Source organism: Acinetobacter sp. P8-3-8, assembly GCF_000214135.1.
Lineage (GTDB): Bacteria > Pseudomonadota > Gammaproteobacteria > Pseudomonadales > Moraxellaceae > Acinetobacter.
In genome coordinates, this window is record NZ_AFIE01000062.1 from 1 (window position 1) to 15,717 (window position 15,717).

The 15,717-nt window shown below is 36.2% G+C and carries 10 protein-coding genes; 2 read left to right on the forward strand and 8 right to left on the reverse strand.

Annotated elements, in window-relative coordinates:
- Positions 1 to 33 precede the first annotated feature (33 nt).
- Positions 34 to 1,539, reverse strand: coding sequence for a long-chain fatty acid transporter (locus tag GGG_RS0116640; protein ID WP_010116902.1), 1,506 nt, complete (start codon positions 1,537 to 1,539; stop codon positions 34 to 36).
- 832 nt (positions 1,540 to 2,371) lie between these two features.
- On the opposite strand from GGG_RS0116640, the gene GGG_RS0116645 reads away from it, so the two are divergent.
- Entirely contained in the window at positions 2,372 to 3,478 is a 1,107-nt protein-coding gene (locus tag GGG_RS0116645; protein ID WP_029574655.1) for a GGDEF domain-containing protein, read from the forward strand.
- Positions 3,479 to 3,492: 14 nt separating this feature from the next.
- Here the strand turns inward: GGG_RS0116645 and GGG_RS0116650 are convergent, their stop codons facing one another.
- Complete coding sequence (locus tag GGG_RS0116650; RefSeq protein ID WP_010116904.1) at positions 3,493 to 3,696, reverse strand: hypothetical protein; 204 nt, start codon at positions 3,694 to 3,696, stop codon at positions 3,493 to 3,495.
- 184 nt (positions 3,697 to 3,880) lie between these two features.
- Here GGG_RS0116650 and def point away from each other — a divergent pair, with 184 nt between their 5' ends.
- Positions 3,881 to 4,360 carry a peptide deformylase gene (def, locus tag GGG_RS0116655; RefSeq protein ID WP_010116905.1) on the forward strand — a complete coding sequence of 160 codons (480 nt, stop codon included), beginning with the start codon at positions 3,881 to 3,883 and terminating at the stop codon, positions 4,358 to 4,360.
- 120 nt (positions 4,361 to 4,480) lie between these two features.
- Here the strand turns inward: def and GGG_RS0116660 are convergent, their stop codons facing one another.
- The 6 genes from GGG_RS0116660 to GGG_RS0116685 all read right to left on the reverse strand — a co-directional run.
- On the reverse strand, positions 4,481 to 5,674 hold the full coding sequence (locus tag GGG_RS0116660; protein ID WP_029574656.1) for a Fic family protein: 1,194 nt from the start codon (positions 5,672 to 5,674) through the stop codon (positions 4,481 to 4,483).
- Positions 5,675 to 6,203: 529 nt separating this feature from the next.
- Entirely contained in the window at positions 6,204 to 7,493 is a 1,290-nt protein-coding gene (locus tag GGG_RS0116665) for an McrC family protein (protein ID WP_010116908.1), read from the reverse strand.
- A gap of 12 nt (positions 7,494 to 7,505) precedes the next feature.
- A complete protein-coding gene (locus GGG_RS21405; RefSeq protein ID WP_010116909.1) occupies positions 7,506 to 9,509 on the reverse strand; it encodes an McrB family protein in 2,004 nt (667 codons plus the stop codon).
- A gap of 99 nt (positions 9,510 to 9,608) precedes the next feature.
- Entirely contained in the window at positions 9,609 to 12,863 is a 3,255-nt protein-coding gene (locus GGG_RS0116675; protein ID WP_010116910.1) for a type I restriction endonuclease subunit R, read from the reverse strand.
- A complete protein-coding gene (locus GGG_RS20505) occupies positions 12,860 to 14,245 on the reverse strand; it encodes a restriction endonuclease subunit S (RefSeq protein WP_010116911.1) in 1,386 nt (461 codons plus the stop codon). Before GGG_RS20505 ends, GGG_RS0116675 begins: the two co-directional genes overlap by 4 nt.
- Positions 14,245 to 15,717, reverse strand: a 1,473-nt coding sequence (locus GGG_RS0116685) for a class I SAM-dependent DNA methyltransferase (protein WP_010116912.1), incomplete at its 5' end; no start/stop codon positions are given. The genes GGG_RS20505 and GGG_RS0116685, both read right to left, overlap by 1 nt.

Sequence of the window (15,717 nt, forward strand, 5' to 3'; positions counted from 1 at the left end):
CCACATGTGTGGATTTTTTATCATTATAAATGCTTAGAATCTATAACCAAGTTTTAAACCATAAGCGAGTGCGTTGTTGTCAGTAAAGTCAGCAACATATTGATTTGTACCTGCTTGAGCGCCAGTTTGAGCTTTCGCATCACCTAACCAGAAGTACTTAACACCACCAGCGATAAAGGTTGATGGGGTAGGGCTATACTGAACACCTAAACCAACATTCCAATAACCTTCTGTTGGACCTAAAGTTGTCACAGGATTACCTGCGCCAGAGTCCCAACCTACAGAAACGTTACCAGCCCATTGTTCATTCAACTTACGACCAACACCTACAGTTGCAGTGTATTGATCATCTGAATATTCAACTAAGTTAAAGCCATTTGGTTTACCAATTAACCCGCCAACAGCTTCTGAAACTTTACCAAATTTTAATGGTTGAATTGAGAAGTCTTTCCAGTTCACCCAACGTAAGTTAGCAAAAGCAACAGTATTTGCCATGATCCCTGTTTGGAAATCAAGGTTAACAGACTGAGGTGTGGTAATCGTTGTTTTACCAGTTGCATTTGCAATATTAGCCGCAGTTGTAGCACCCGTTGGTCCTAATAGCGATAATGCACCAAGTGCTGAAAGTGATTCATCAACATCAACATCATGATCAATTTCAGAACGATAAGTCACAGATGCTTTTAATGCAATTTCAGGAATCTGGAATGCTGCACCCGCTAACCAACCTGTACCACCTGTTTCTTTAATGCTAGCATCATAACCATTGTATAGGCTGTATGCTTGACCACGTAGGCTTACGTTACCTTTAATGGTTTGGTAAACACCACCAGCATATACGTTAAAGTTTTTGGTTGGTTGATAACCGAAAATCATAGACAAGTTTTGAGTATCAACTTCAACCTTAGTATTTCCTTTACCTAATGTTGAATTTGCTTGTGCAATCCCTGCATCAACTCGTGAAGTTACGCCTTGTTTAACGCCTGCATCAATTGCAGCTTTAGTTGCTGCATCTGCATTGTAAACTGCTAATGTATTAGCTAATCGCTGTTGACCCGCAGCAGTTGTTAAATCAACATTTTGAGATTGTAGATATGCACCAACACGTTGCTGAGCTGATAAACCACTAAATGTGCTTTCAATCGTACGAGTACGAATTGCAGCCATTGAATCTGAACCTAAGATTGTATTTGATGAATTTGATACGAATACGTTATCACCATGATAAGCCGCATCTGCACCAAAAGGTTGGTCATATAATAAACCGAATGAAACTTTATCTGCTAATTGAAGTTTGATTGCTGCAGATGGGAAATAATAATCATCACCCATATCACCAATGTTTTTACGGCTTTCACTAGTTCCTGCTTCTTTACCTTCAACAGTTGGATCTAAAACAGAAATTCCAGCTTCAAAATAGTTGTTTGGTTGAAGAAATGCTGAAATAGATTGACCTGAACGGTCTAATGCAGCTGCAAACACACCTGTTGTTGGTACTGTTGCTGCAATCAGTGCGATCGTTAAATTTTTTAATTTCATTTTAATTTTTCCCTAATATAATAAAATGAATATTTTGAAGCGCTTAATGAATAAGCTAGAAGCGATCTAAATGTCTAAAAATAACCCAAAGTTACTTCTTTTTACAAAATAACATATAAAAATTAAGAGTAAATACTCTAGTGAGTGAATTAACAAAAAAAAAGTGAACTAGCTAGTTTAGTCCTCCTGTATAAATTATTTGAAAATATCTAAATATGATAATTGGTTCACATTTTTAATGGGTGTACATCTTAAATTAGAACGAAAATGATTCTTTAGTGTGTTTGATTTTTCTTAAAAATACTTGAGTTTTCAACTTGCATGATTTGACATTATTTATATGTATTAGACATGGAATATCTCTTTAGCAATGTAAAATCCAAGTTTTGTCGGGTTAAAGTATATTGGGGTGATCATAATTTGTACTTAACTTGATTTCAAAAGTTTCTGATTTTTATGTGAATTTTATTCTTATCGAACAGATGAGTGATAGTGAGTCTTTAAATTGCTTGTATCGAGTTTGTTGACGCTGAATGAAAAAATTAAATTAATTCTAAAAGTTTTAATGTGTCGAAATACTTTGTTGGTGTGGGACATTGTTCAGTTTTGCAAATACAAATATAAGAAGTAAAACTGGTCTGAGGATTGAGTTTGATAAATATCTTATTCACATTTAGAAAAAATAGACAAATACTATAAAAAAGAAATATAAATGCTAATATTATTCCTTATTGAATAAAGATCTTAAAAATTAGTATATAAAATTATGAAGCTCACCTTTTTCCAGTCCATCAAGGCAAAGTTGCTAAATATTGTTCCACAAGGAATGATGATGAATTGGAGTACATTTGATAAAAGTTTATTCATTTTAATTTTAACTGGATTAGATCAAGTCGTATGGTGGCTGTGGTGCGTTTATAGTTATTTGACACCAGAAGTTCGTGAATGGATTCGTCCTGACTATATGCTACAACGAATTACTGAAATTAGTATCACCATCATTATTACGGTTATAAGTGTAGTTGTTCTCCATAAATTTCGCCATAACAAGCTTCTCAATCAAATTACGCCAATGTTGGTCGTTTCGGTTTTTACCGTGTTGTATATACATGCAGCATTTTCTATAGGAATTACCAGTCCTACAACGATCGGAGGCTATATTAGTATTGTGTCATTGGGGTTTTTATTTATAGAGCGCAAATTCATTTATATCGTTATTTTTCCTTCAACATTATTTTTGCTTTATTTGATTTATTTAAGTGCGACCAATCAAATTGGCTATGCACCTGTTTTTAGTGAGAAATTAAACACCAGTAATATTTATAAAAATACCTTTTGGATAGGGAGTATGGCCTTTTTATATATGCCGATTTTTATTGTATGCACAGTTTTATTTGAAATACTGTTGACCCAATGGCGTAATAGAGAACAAGAAATTAAAATAATTAGTGAAAAAGATGGATTAACCAATGTCTATAACCGAAGAAGTATTTCTGAGAAACTTTTACTGCTAGATAAGCATGAATTATCTTATTCGATTATATTATTAGATTTGGATCATTTTAAAACAATCAATGATAGTTATGGGCATGATATAGGCGATCGTGTATTACGTCGTGTAGCATCAATTTTGGGTCAAAATATTCGCCATAAAGATATGGTCGGACGCTTTGGTGGTGAAGAATTTATTTTAATTTTGAATGAGGATAATTTAGATACAGTGAAAGAGGTTGCAGAGCGCTGTCGCCATCAAATAGAAAAAACTCAGATTCAAGTTCATAATGATTTGTCTATCAGTATTACTGCAAGTTTAGGGATAGCGATAGGAAATCAAGAGAAGAATAATCATGAAAATATTGTCCGCCTAGCTGACCAAGCATTGTATCTTGCAAAGAGCAGTGGCCGAAATCAAGTACGACATTATCTAGAAATCGTGTAAAGCAAGTACATGTATTATAAGCGAATAAAGTAAGGTAATATTGTCAAAATAGTGCCTATACCAACTAAAAGCATTGTATTTTCAATAAAATAAGAATAAGTCATCAGTAAAATACCAACGATAAATGGAACGACAATTTTTTGTTTTTTCCCATAAATAAAATAGCCTAAACCAATAGATCCAAAGAGGACACCGAATAATAGTTGAGTACTGTTCATGATTTGCCCCTCAAAGTGTTAAATGCTTATAAGTTTTAAAGATTAAAGTTTTTTTAAATTTTACAATACTATCGTTTTTTGATGCTTAATATTTTTTTGATAAAATACATGATTTGCATTGAGTCAAAAGTGTCTTTAATTAGATACTATAAATTATATTTACAAGATTTTGGAATATATAAAAATGACGACAATTTTACCAGTGGCTCAACGTGGAGAAGCAATTTTAAATCTGATTGCTACACCAGTCGCTGACGCTGAGTTTTCAAGTGACTGGCTTCAAGCGCTGTCTAATGCAATGCAAGCAACTATGTTAGATCGCAATGGCGTTGGAATTGCAGCACCACAAGTCTATATTTCTAAGAGAGTTATTATTGTAGCTTCTCGTGCAAATCCACGCTATCCAGATGCACCTGAAATGGATGCAATAACCATGGTTAATCCTGAAATTATTCAGAAATCAACGCAAGTCGTTTTAGGTGAAGAAGGTTGTTTGAGTGTCCCAAATGAGAGAGGGCAAGTCGAGAGAGCTGAACAGATTACAGTAGAGTATTTTACTTTAACCGGTGCAAAAATAAGACAGGAATTTAGTGGTTTTCCTGCTCGAATTGTACAACATGAAGTTGATCATTTAGATGGTATTTTATTTGTAGAGCGTGTTTAGGTTATTTGGTTATCATAAATATCTGTATGAAATCAAACTCAATTCAGGTTGATCTATATATAAAATGTCAAAAAATTGTTCACAAAATGTCCTTAGAATAAAGTGAGCTTCAACGGTTCGTTATCCATTACCGATGAGAATGAGTCCATCTTGCTCAGATAAAAAATTTAACTCAATTAATTTATCCACATCGCGATAAAACGTTCTTTCAACTTTACCGTTATATAATATCTGAATTTGTGGGTTTCGATATAAATCAGCTTTAGATAAAAACTTACTATTTTCCCCAATAGCTCTCATTAAGTTATGGATCAAATTAAATTGTCGATCAGAAATTTTCTTACTAAATTTGGCACTATTCAGCGCTGTTTGATACAGCAGAAATTCAATTAATTTATTACTTTCATCATGTAAATATTCAATAATTTCAAACATTCCTTTAAGCACAAAGTCAATAAATAGCTGGTTAGGATTCTCCAGCTTTTTATCTGCTTGTTTTCGACAATGATTAAATAACGCAAAATATTCATGAATATTGACTTGATAATATTTCCATATCGCAGAAGAACTAAATCCATATCCTGATTGTTCTAAGATAAACATTTCAATCAAACGACCAGTACGACCATTACCATCCCAAAATGGATGAATTAACTCAAAATAATAATGAGCTAAACACGCACGAATAACGACGGGTTGATTGATGATATGAGGACTATTCAGCCACTCTACCCACGCTTGAACTAAATATTCAATATCTTCTAAACATTTAGGTGGCCTATAAGTTCCCCCATGAGTATCATTACCAACGATTGTTTTTTGGAATGGCTGATTATTCCTTAACTGTCCTGCTGGATTATGTTGATCTTCTAAATTTTGAGATACAAGTGTATGTAGTTGGAACATCGTTGAAAGTTCAAAAGCTTTTCCCCTTGTAGGGCTTAATTGCTTTGAACTAAATCGTTTAATCCATTCAATAGATTCTTTTAAGTTGGTTAGCCTTCTTTCTTCTGATTTTTGAATAGTATTCGGATCTAACTTTAAAATATCTGCTGTTTCTTTTTCTGTAAATTGGCCACCCTCAATAGTGTTTGTACTATAAATACTACTAGCAAGTACTTTTTCTTGGACTTGGTCAATAATTAAAGAAAGACTAGGGGTTTTATTAAAGCGATTTTGTGAGTCATTTACTCTATCTAACATGGCTTGAACATTATTTAATTCAAAGCCTAACTGAAATGTAAAAGAGCCTGACTTATATGTCATAACTCTAAGAGTGGTATCATCTACCCAAGTTTTACTTTGTTCTGGCATAATTTGTCAGTGAAAATGTCAAAGAAAATGTCAAAGTATTAATATTTGATTTCATATATTTAGTCAAATTTTATTTGGAAAAATGTCAAAGAAAATGTCAAAGAAAATGTCAAAGAAAATGTCAAAGAAAATGTCAAAGAAAATAGGTTGTTTTTTATCCATTAAATATCAAGTTATTAAAAGCTTTTAAGCGACGGCGTTTAATATCTGTTCTTTTCAAGGCTTGTATACCAGTGAGTTCAATAAATATTGCAATGTACATAACAGTGTACACGGTGCATGTACACTATAGCTAGCTATGTTTGGTTATGTTTAGGCAAGAAAAAAGGCTTAAACCCTTAAGATTCAAGCCTTTTGTCTGTAAAACTTGGCATATTTTGCCATGTTTTGGAAGGATGGCGACAATTGAACTAAATTAATAAGACATTGTTATTTAATGATTAAAATTTATATAAAAATACAGGGATACAAGTAGGGATACAAATTACTTGTTGCTACTTGAAATTTATTCAATCATTTTAAAGCAGACCTAATCAAGCAAATAATCTAATATTTTTTGGGGTTCATCCAAATGAAACGGAATTGCTCTTAAAAGGGCTTTATCACATTCAACATTAAATTTAAACTCCAACTCATTATCAAAATGTTTCACCTGAGGATAAATTAAAATAACCTGACTAGAATGCTGTAAGTAATAATGACTATAAGCAAACATCTGTTGAATATCACCATCCTTCAACCCAAAACGTCCAGTTCGATCATTTTGGTTAATCAATTTCCACTTTGTGTCCAAGACAATAATTTGATTTGTTTCTTTATGTTGAATATGAATATCTGGTCTTAATCTAAAAATAGGTTGCTCTTCGTAAAAACATATATGTTGACTCGATATTTGAGTTTTAACATTCCAAAGAATTAAGTTACGACGTAAATGATAAGCAACATAATTTTCAAACAGCTTCTCCATAGGAAATAATAAACTCATACCTCGCCAGTTGCCGTGAGTAGAAACAGGTAAATATTCACCCAAGATCAACTCTGTCCATGGCTTAATTTCCTCATATAGTGCAAGCAACCGACCAGATTGCCATTGTCTAAAATCCTGCTGAATCTTTTGACTTCGTGGAATTTCACTGGTCATCAGACGTAGTTCTTGTGCCAATTTCCAATTGTTCGCATCATTGGTTTTTTTACAGACCATTTCCAATGCCGTACGAATCAAACGATTTTCTGGACGATTTAACTCATAAACATCATGCTCAATCGGAAATATGTGCTTCTTTGCAGGTGACTGACGCATGTATTTAACATGCTGTAATTGTCCACGTAAAAACTTTTGTTCTTCTTGCACACGGTTATAGTCAAAACGCAGACCACATTGCACTAAACGCTCAAATGAAACGAGGAATTGAGTAATAATCCACTCATGCAAAGGTTGGTTTTTAAAGCGGTTTAAATTGGCACTTCCTGCTTCTCTATATGGTAAATGCATAGATACAATCAGCATTTTTTGCAGGAGTTTACGCTCCTCTAAAATAACCGCTTGATCATTTTCTCCACTCAACTCTACATGCTTTGGTAATATTTCTATACGTGTACCACACGGTGTTTCAATTACACCCACATACTGGTCGAGCTTTAGCTTTCTACGTCCTGCGAGTTCAAATACTTTCGTACCATACTTAGAGAAAGTAGCTGAGAGCTTACACAGATGTTCAAATGCTTTTTCAGGAATATAAGCATGATCTAAGCTAGACGTAGGACAACCTTCATAAGCACCGCTGATAAAGGCATATTCTCGGATGGTAAAATCAGGCATATAGATCCCCGATTAATGCGTGATAATTTTGCTAAAACTAGCAATTGAATCAAAAGCTGTATCTACCAATTGCCATGTTTTTTGTTCCTCAAAGAACTCTTCTGATTCATTATTTACATTTGGAAATAATATTGAACGTTCAACAGGTTTAGATTTCAACATACCATTAGCATTAAATACCATGTTGATTTTCGCCCAATCATCAAAGAAGTATTCTTGTAATTGTGGAATAATTTTTTGTTTAAATATTTGAGCTAGGTCACCTAATTTTGATTCATTGCTTAATGACATAAAATTCGCATGACCAATACAATGATCCCGATCTAAAAGTACTTCAATACGCTGATTTATAACCTCTAAAAGTTTGCCAATATTCAAACCGTTCACTGTCACATCATTTAAAAGTTCTGGCTTAGGTGGCATTTCAATAAAGGTAAAACGACGACGTAAAGCAACATCTAAACCTGTTAAAGAACGATCTGATGAATTCATTGTGCCAATGATGTAGACATTATTTGGTACTGAAAATTCTTTTTTGGAATAGGGCAAGATTACTGATAACTGTTCTTCAGCATCCTGACGTTTAGAATCTTCAATTAAAGTAATCAGCTCACCAAAGATACGTGAGATGTTGCCACGGTTAATTTCGTCAATAATGAGAACATAAGGATTTACTTTTTCAACAGAGTTTGTGAATTTAACTTTTGAACGTAAAGAATTTGCAATAGCCCATTCATAACTCTTTTGATCTACAAGCATGTCACTTTGAATCTTCAAATAGTTACGAATATGTCTAATAGATAATGGGACATTACTCCCTGTTGATGTAAGTGCAACTAAAGTACCTGCAGAATGACTTGATACTTTAATTTCTACGCCACGTTTAGTGTGAAAAATTATTTCCTCTGTTTTAGCTTGAGCAATAAGTTGATCAATCGCACTATTGATGCTCGCTTCAATCGGTGCAGATGCATTATTTTGCTTTACGTCTATTTCTGTTTGGGCATCCTCGCAAAGCTCTTTAAAAACACCAGCTTTTACATCATAGCTTAATTGCCCATCATCCGACGTTTCAGCACGAATCCCTTCAACAAAATCTTCATAACTAAAACTTTGATGAAATGTTACAAATTTAATGCGACCTTGTTTTTTGTAAGCATCAAATCGTTTTTTTAATTCTTTGCGATCTAATTGTAGATCATACTCTGGATCTAAAATTGATAATGCGTGATTAATTGTATTGTAAGTTTTGCCCGTACCAGCTGCACCAAATAGAATACGATTTAATGAGTTTTCCATTTTTTTAGTTCCTGTATTTGGCTTTGTTTCGGTATCTTTCAAATCACTTTCACTTTGGTTTACTTTTTTATCGTAAAGTGACCACGCAAATAAGTTTAGCCAATATTCATCGGTAAAATCATTTTCATCTAAAATTTTGTTGCTAAAAATTTCATGGATTTCCTTTGTTAAATATTCGTTTTGTGCATACCAATTTTTCTCAATATTTGTGAAATCTAGAATTGCATTATCATTTAAATATTTAACAAATTTATTAAACGCATTTTCCGAAGGCATTGGTATTAAATTACTCGTGCATGAAGCACTTATACGATTAAATCGCAATCGTTGATTATCAAAATGATTTCTTTTAAATATATTTTTCCCTTTTTCTATTAACGTAACCCATGATTTTTTATTTGGATTGAGCATAGTTTCTTCTATTAAGTCTATAAAATCATTACTTCTCAATATGGCTCTAAGGTCTTCATCTGAAATTGGGTTACTTCCCCTTGACGAAACAGGATTATTTGAAATAAAAAAATGATCTAAAAACTCTTGATCACCGTTGTCATAATCTAATTTTTTGCCTTTTTTTATTTCTACTGTTCTAGCTTGAACAGTTTCAATAAAACTTTTATATCTGTCATGCCATTCTTGCATGGCATCTTTTCCATCAATATATCTATTAACAATAATTTCATCATACAACGCTAATAGCTTTTCCGAACTAGTCATAAACCTTTCTTTCACTAAATTTTTTCATCAACTTAAAACTGACCACAACTGTAATCAGTCGATACTCTAAAACGTTCTAAAGACTAATTAATTAGAATATTATCTCTGCTTATTCACCAACACATCATAAATAATATGAGCAAACTGCTTCATCTTCGCAGGATCGCTCATCAACTGTGTCATTTGCTCCATATGCGCTGAATTACTATCTAGTACTGCATCATCAAGCGCCGTATCAAACTCGCCTAACATGGCTTGTTCACGTGGGTTATTTTGAATCTGTGTCATCATACGGACGTTTTCAGCCATCTTATCTGCAACGGTATAGGCATAATTAATCATGTCTTGATCGGTCAGGTTATCCGTCACAAATAAATCATTCACACGGCGTAAAATTTGCGACAAGAAATCCTCTTTCTTATCCTTCGCCTTCGCCGTACCCACATCATTGGCAGGTTCTAACTTATGCTCAGTGCTATCGGCTTGTAGCTGAATATCTTGCTGACGTAGCCTAGACAAGCGGTAATGGGTCATTTCCACATTACTGAGGTCAATCGCATCTTCATCGGCAATTTGTTCACGTAACATTGGACGTAAGGCACGTGCGTATAGGCTCAGCTTTTCTAATTCCTTATCATCGTAATCTACGATCTGTGACATAAACTCATAGAAACGGCTAAAGCTCCCCAAATCCTTTTTAAAGATTTCCAAGGCATCACGTGCTTTCTTTGCATCCACAAATTCATTTTCAGCATTGGCAATTAAAACAGGCTCATTGGTGCGTTTGCTAATCTCCAATCTGTTTTTAGTTACATCATAATCATTCACTGCTTGTTTATAGCGTAGCTCCCAGCGTTGTAAAGCAGGCTTACAGATATTTGCCACCGCTGCAGGTGATTTGTTTTTGGCATAGAAGACTTCGCTAAATTGCTCAACCTCTGTCCATAGGAAAATCCCCGCCGATTTCAGTTTTTCGAACAAGTCATATACTTGGTCAGGGTTAGATACATCTGCCAGTTCTGCGGTTTGGTAATACGGTTGGAAAGCATCTAAAATGTCTTGTGGTTCATTAAAAAAGTCCAATACAAATGTACCTGTTTGCGCTTTGCTTGGATAAATACGGTTTAAGCGAGAGAGCGTTTGTACACACTCCACACCACCGAGTTTTTTATCCACGTACATGGCACACAGTTTCGGTTGGTCAAAGCCTGTTTGGAACTTATTCGCCACAATCATCACCTGAAAATCATCGCTATCAAATGCCTTACGCATCTCACGACCTTTGAGGTTCGGGTTCATATTGCTTTCAGTGAACTTTTGACCAAGTAAATGGCTACTATCTGAATCATTCTCGTTAAATTCGACTTCACCTGAGAATGCTACCATCGCTTGAATGTTTTGGTATTTCTGCTCAGTAATATACTTATCAAAGGCTTGTTTATAGCGTACAGCTTCTTTACGTGAGCTAGTCACCACCATGGCTTTGGCTTGGTTATTGAGTAAGCCCATGACATTCTTTTTAAAATGCTCAATGATGACCGCTACTTTTTGCGAGATGTTGTAATCATGCAAGCGCACCCATTGATTGAGCTTCATTTTGGCTTTTTTGGCATCGACCGTATCGTCTTTTTCTTCAATCTTCTGCTTCAGCTGATAAACCACTTTATAGTTGGTGTAGTTTTTCAGTACATCCAAAATAAAGCCTTCTTCAATGGCTTGGCGCATGGAATAGACATGATAAGCCTCAGGTTTGTTGGTTTTTGATGGTGGCATGCTTGGATCAGGCACACGACCAAAAAGCTGTAAGGTTTTATCCTTTGGTGTTGCAGTAAAGGCATAGAAACTTAAATTTTCACTGCCTTTACGTGATGCCATCACCGCATCGAGCATATCTTCTGTGGATAGGCTGTCATCTTCAGCACGTTCTTCCACCATTAAGGTTTCTTTAAGCTGACGCGCCGTGGAACCGCTTTGTGATGAATGGGCCTCATCGGCAATCACAGCGTATTTACGTTCTTTCAGGCTTGTGCTGTTCTCAATCGCACGTAGGACAAATGGGAAAGTTTGAATGGTGACAATAATAATTGGCTGTGCCATCTCTAAAGCTTTCGCCAATTTCTCCGATTTTGAGCCGTCACCTTCTTTGTTATTAATCCGACCCACCACACCATCAGCATGTTCAAACTGATGAATGGTGTCTTGTAGCTGTGCATCTAAGATGGTGCGGTCTGTGACCACAATCACCGAATCGAACTGCTTTTTATTATTGGCATCGTATAGGCTAGAAAGCTGATGCGCCGTCCATGCAATCGAGTTAGATTTACCCGAACCTGCACTGTGCTGAATCAGGTATTTTTGTCCTGTGCCTTCCTTTAAGGAATCCTCAACCAATTGGGTCACGACTTTCCATTGGTGATAACGTGGGAAAATCAGGCTTTCTTTTTTGTATTTTTTGCCTTCCCAATCTTCTTTTTCTTCAATTTGTAGATGAATAAAGTTGCCGATAATATTCAGCAAGCGATCAGGCGTTAAAACCTCATTCCATAAATAGCCTGTGGCGTATTCATTGATATTTTCAGGAATGTCATTGCCTGCGCCTTGGTCTTTAGTGCCTTTGTTAAATGGTAAGAAATACGTGCTATCACCATTGAGGTGAGTTGCCATATAGACTTCATACTGACTGACTGCAAAATGCACCAATGCACCACGTTTAAACATCAGTAAAGGTTCAGGCTTATTGGTTTCAGGGTCTTTCGGTAAGCGCGTTTTGCGGTATTGCGCCATGGCATTTTGCACGGCTTGTTTAAACTCAGACTTAAGTTCCATAGTTGCCACAGGAAAGCCATTGATAAACAGCACAAGGTCTATACGCCATTTTTTAGCTTGTTTTCCTGTGGCTTCGAGCTCGGTTTTGTTGGCGTATGGGCTATAAACAAGTTCTGGCACAACACGACAAATATTCTGTTTGTAGCGTTTGTTCAATTCAGGGTTTAAGCCATGTTCGGGTTTAAACTGACAAAATGAAAAACGACAGCCACGTGTACGAATGCCATGACGCAACACGCCCAAGGTGCCATAACTACGGGATTGGGCATCTGTGGCGTTAATGTCAGCTTTTTTCAGTTGCGCTTCTACCGTGTCTAAAAAATGGCGTTCGGTGTCATTAGGGAAAATGCCTTTAAACTTCTGCCATTCCTTATCTTGAGTGCGTTGTACAAAGCCCAATAGGTCTTGGGTATAAATGGCTTTTTCTCGGTTGTAGCCTGTACCTGAGCCAAGTTGCCAACCGTGCGACTGCATTTGGCGAATGATGTCTTGTTGGAATTCCGTTTCTAAGGTTGCATCCTTTCTCATGCGCCAAGCTCCGTATTCGCCTCATTGTTGTTATGGTTGGGGTTTTGCCAATTGCGAACGTCAATCTTGCCTGTCACCGCAGAGGAAATTAGGGCTGTACGGCGCTCTTGCATAAGTTCAATGGCTGACTTAGCTTTTTCAATCAATTGATCAAATTCGTGAATATTTTTCTGAATAAAATTAGTAATAGCGACTTGTTCATCTAAAGGTGGTACAGGTATTTTGACAAATTGCACTTCACCACAATTCAAGTGAGGGTGCATACCACCTGTACGTATTGAATATAAAGTTGCATATCCATAATCTGATTGAAGAGAATAAGCTAAATAACTTCCCGATAATTGTTGTTTCTTCGGTTGCAGAATAATTAAAGCATGACAATTGAAACCTTCCTCAGCTTCAGATACTAATCCAACATCACCAGTTCCTGCACCCGTTTGAACGATTAATACATCATCTTTTTTTAAGATTGATTTAGCATGATCCTTACTCCATTGTTCTCGTACAAAATAAGCATTATCAAAATTCACTTTCCCTTTTTTGATATGTGTTGCTTGTACATACGGAATACCTTCTTCTACTAAAATATCTCTAGTAGGTCCAACATAACCATTAGTAATTTTTTGGGTTACTTTGGATATGGCTATAACTTCCCAATGCTCAGGCACTTGCCCTAACCATTCCACCCCTGAATCTTTCATGTTTACATCAGGATTTAAACCTTTGGTGACGGCATGGCTAATCACCGCTTGACGCTTTTCTTTAAGCAGTTCAATCAGCTTTTCTTGTTTGGCAATCAGGCTGTCAATTTTTGCGGTTTCATAACTTAGAAATGATGCAATTTTTCTTTGCTCTGCCAAAGGCGGAATACATACAGGTAGATTTTCTAGCGTAGACATCCCTATATTTTGTTGTGTTCCAAATGTCCAACTCAATTGTACCGATTTTTGAAAAGGATCTGACCTCAAATAATTCAGCAAATAATATGGTTCAAAAGACTGCTTACATCGCATCGCAGCAAGTGGCGACCAAATATTAAAATCTTTTTCAGTTTCTACAATGGCTGTTACACCAGTTGTAGCACCCGACTTAATCATATAAACATCATGCAACTTTGGCTTATATTTTTGACTAAATCTCTTATCATCATCAGAGGTGATAAAACCACGAATTTTATTAAAATCAATTTTACCACTTGAAACTGCTTCAGCTGATACAAATGGAACTCCATCATCAACAAAAATAGGAGTTTCATGAGGACCATCTGTCATAGGTGTAGCTAACACGTGCTTTAATGCTGATACACTCCAATGACTTGGAATCTGATCGATCCACTGATTGTCAGTATTTCTATACTCAGCATATTTCTGATATTTCGCCATTAAGAATGCACCTCTTGAAGAAGTGCCATAATTTCACGGCTCACCGCATCCAAATCCGCATCAATCTCGCTTAAATTTCGTGGAGGTTCATACACATAAAAATGACGGTTAAACGGAATCTCATAACCCACTATGCCAATTTCATTATCTTGTGCATCACGCTTATCAGCATTGATCCACGCATCAGGCACATGCGGTTGTACTTCACGTTTAAAATAAGACTCTATTAAATCAGTGGTGCTGACACTTGGATTAAGCGCAATGTTTTCCGCATCACGTAAATCACCATCTTGTACAAACTCAACCACTTTGCCTTTACAGCTAAACTGACCATAAAGCGGATTTTCAGTGCCTTTCACCACTTTACTAACTACAGGCTCAGCATCGGCATTTTTCCATGTAATGGCATCAATAAATTGCTTTTTCTCTTTGGTTTCAAGCTTGATATTGGCATCTTTTAAAGCTTGCTTGAGTACCTCATCAAAGACATTAAAGTCATCATATTGCGCCGTGCCAATTTTGGCTTGTAAGGCTTGGGCTTTGGTCAATAAAGTGCGTTGCTCTAACCATAATTTTGGTTCAAGTACGGTCTTAATGTCTTTTTCTTTCAGTTCGCTAAATTCAGCTTTAATCAGCGCGCGAATTTCGGTTTCATATTCAGTAAGCTCGCCATAACTGTCGACTGTCCATGTAGTACCGTATTGCTCATATAGCTTTTGCATGACTGCATTAAAGGGCTTAGGTGCAAAACGTAACGATGCAACAGCCTCATCACTCACCTGAGCGGACAAACGCAAAGGACGCTCAATGGTCACACGGCGGTAGCCAAATTCATAACTGTTAAAAATCTTGCTTGAGAAGGTTTTAGTCGTTTCATTTTTAGGGCTAGCAGATTGACGACCACGATTCGATTTTACATCGGCAGGTTTATCCAGCTCACGCGCATCCATCACCTCAAAATTGCCATATGTGCGTGTAATTAGGGCAATATCGTCTTCGCTCATTTCATTACGTTTAGAGCCAAGCGACTTACGCATTTTGCTATACAGGTTACTACCATCAATGAGCTGTACTTTGCCTTTGCGCTCGGCATCTTTTTTATTGCTGAGTACCCAAACATAGGTGGCAATGCCTGTGTTATAGAACATATCTGTTGGTAGGGCGATAATCGCTTCTAACAAATCAGCTTCTAAAATATAACGACGAATTTCACTTTCGCCACTGCCTGCACTCCCTGTAAAGAGGGGAGAACCATTGAGAATAATCCCAATACGACTGCCTTGTTCATGCTCGGCATCTGGCTGACGCATCTTGCTCATCAGGTGCATCAGGAACAAGAGAGAACCATCCGACACACGTGGTAAACCTGCACCAAAACGACCATCAAAGCCTTTTTGCTCATGCTCAGATTTAATATCGTCTTCAATCTTCTTCCAATCCACACCAAATGGCGGATTCGACAGCATGTAGTT

Coding starts and splice junctions, on each gene's coding strand:
- GGG_RS0116640 (WP_010116902.1), bottom strand. CDS start 1,539: ATGAAATTAAAAAATTTAACGATCGCACTGATTGCAGCAACAGTACCA.
- GGG_RS0116645 (WP_029574655.1), top strand. CDS start 2,372: ATGAATTGGAGTACATTTGATAAAAGTTTATTCATTTTAATTTTAACT.
- GGG_RS0116650 (WP_010116904.1), bottom strand. CDS start 3,696: ATGAACAGTACTCAACTATTATTCGGTGTCCTCTTTGGATCTATTGGT.
- def (WP_010116905.1), top strand. CDS start 3,881: ATGACGACAATTTTACCAGTGGCTCAACGTGGAGAAGCAATTTTAAAT.
- GGG_RS0116660 (WP_029574656.1), bottom strand. CDS start 5,674: ATGCCAGAACAAAGTAAAACTTGGGTAGATGATACCACTCTTAGAGTT.
- GGG_RS0116665 (WP_010116908.1), bottom strand. CDS start 7,493: ATGCCTGATTTTACCATCCGAGAATATGCCTTTATCAGCGGTGCTTAT.
- GGG_RS21405 (WP_010116909.1), bottom strand. CDS start 9,509: ATGACTAGTTCGGAAAAGCTATTAGCGTTGTATGATGAAATTATTGTT.
- GGG_RS0116675 (WP_010116910.1), bottom strand. CDS start 12,863: ATGAGAAAGGATGCAACCTTAGAAACGGAATTCCAACAAGACATCATT.
- GGG_RS20505 (WP_010116911.1), bottom strand. CDS start 14,245: ATGGCGAAATATCAGAAATATGCTGAGTATAGAAATACTGACAATCAG.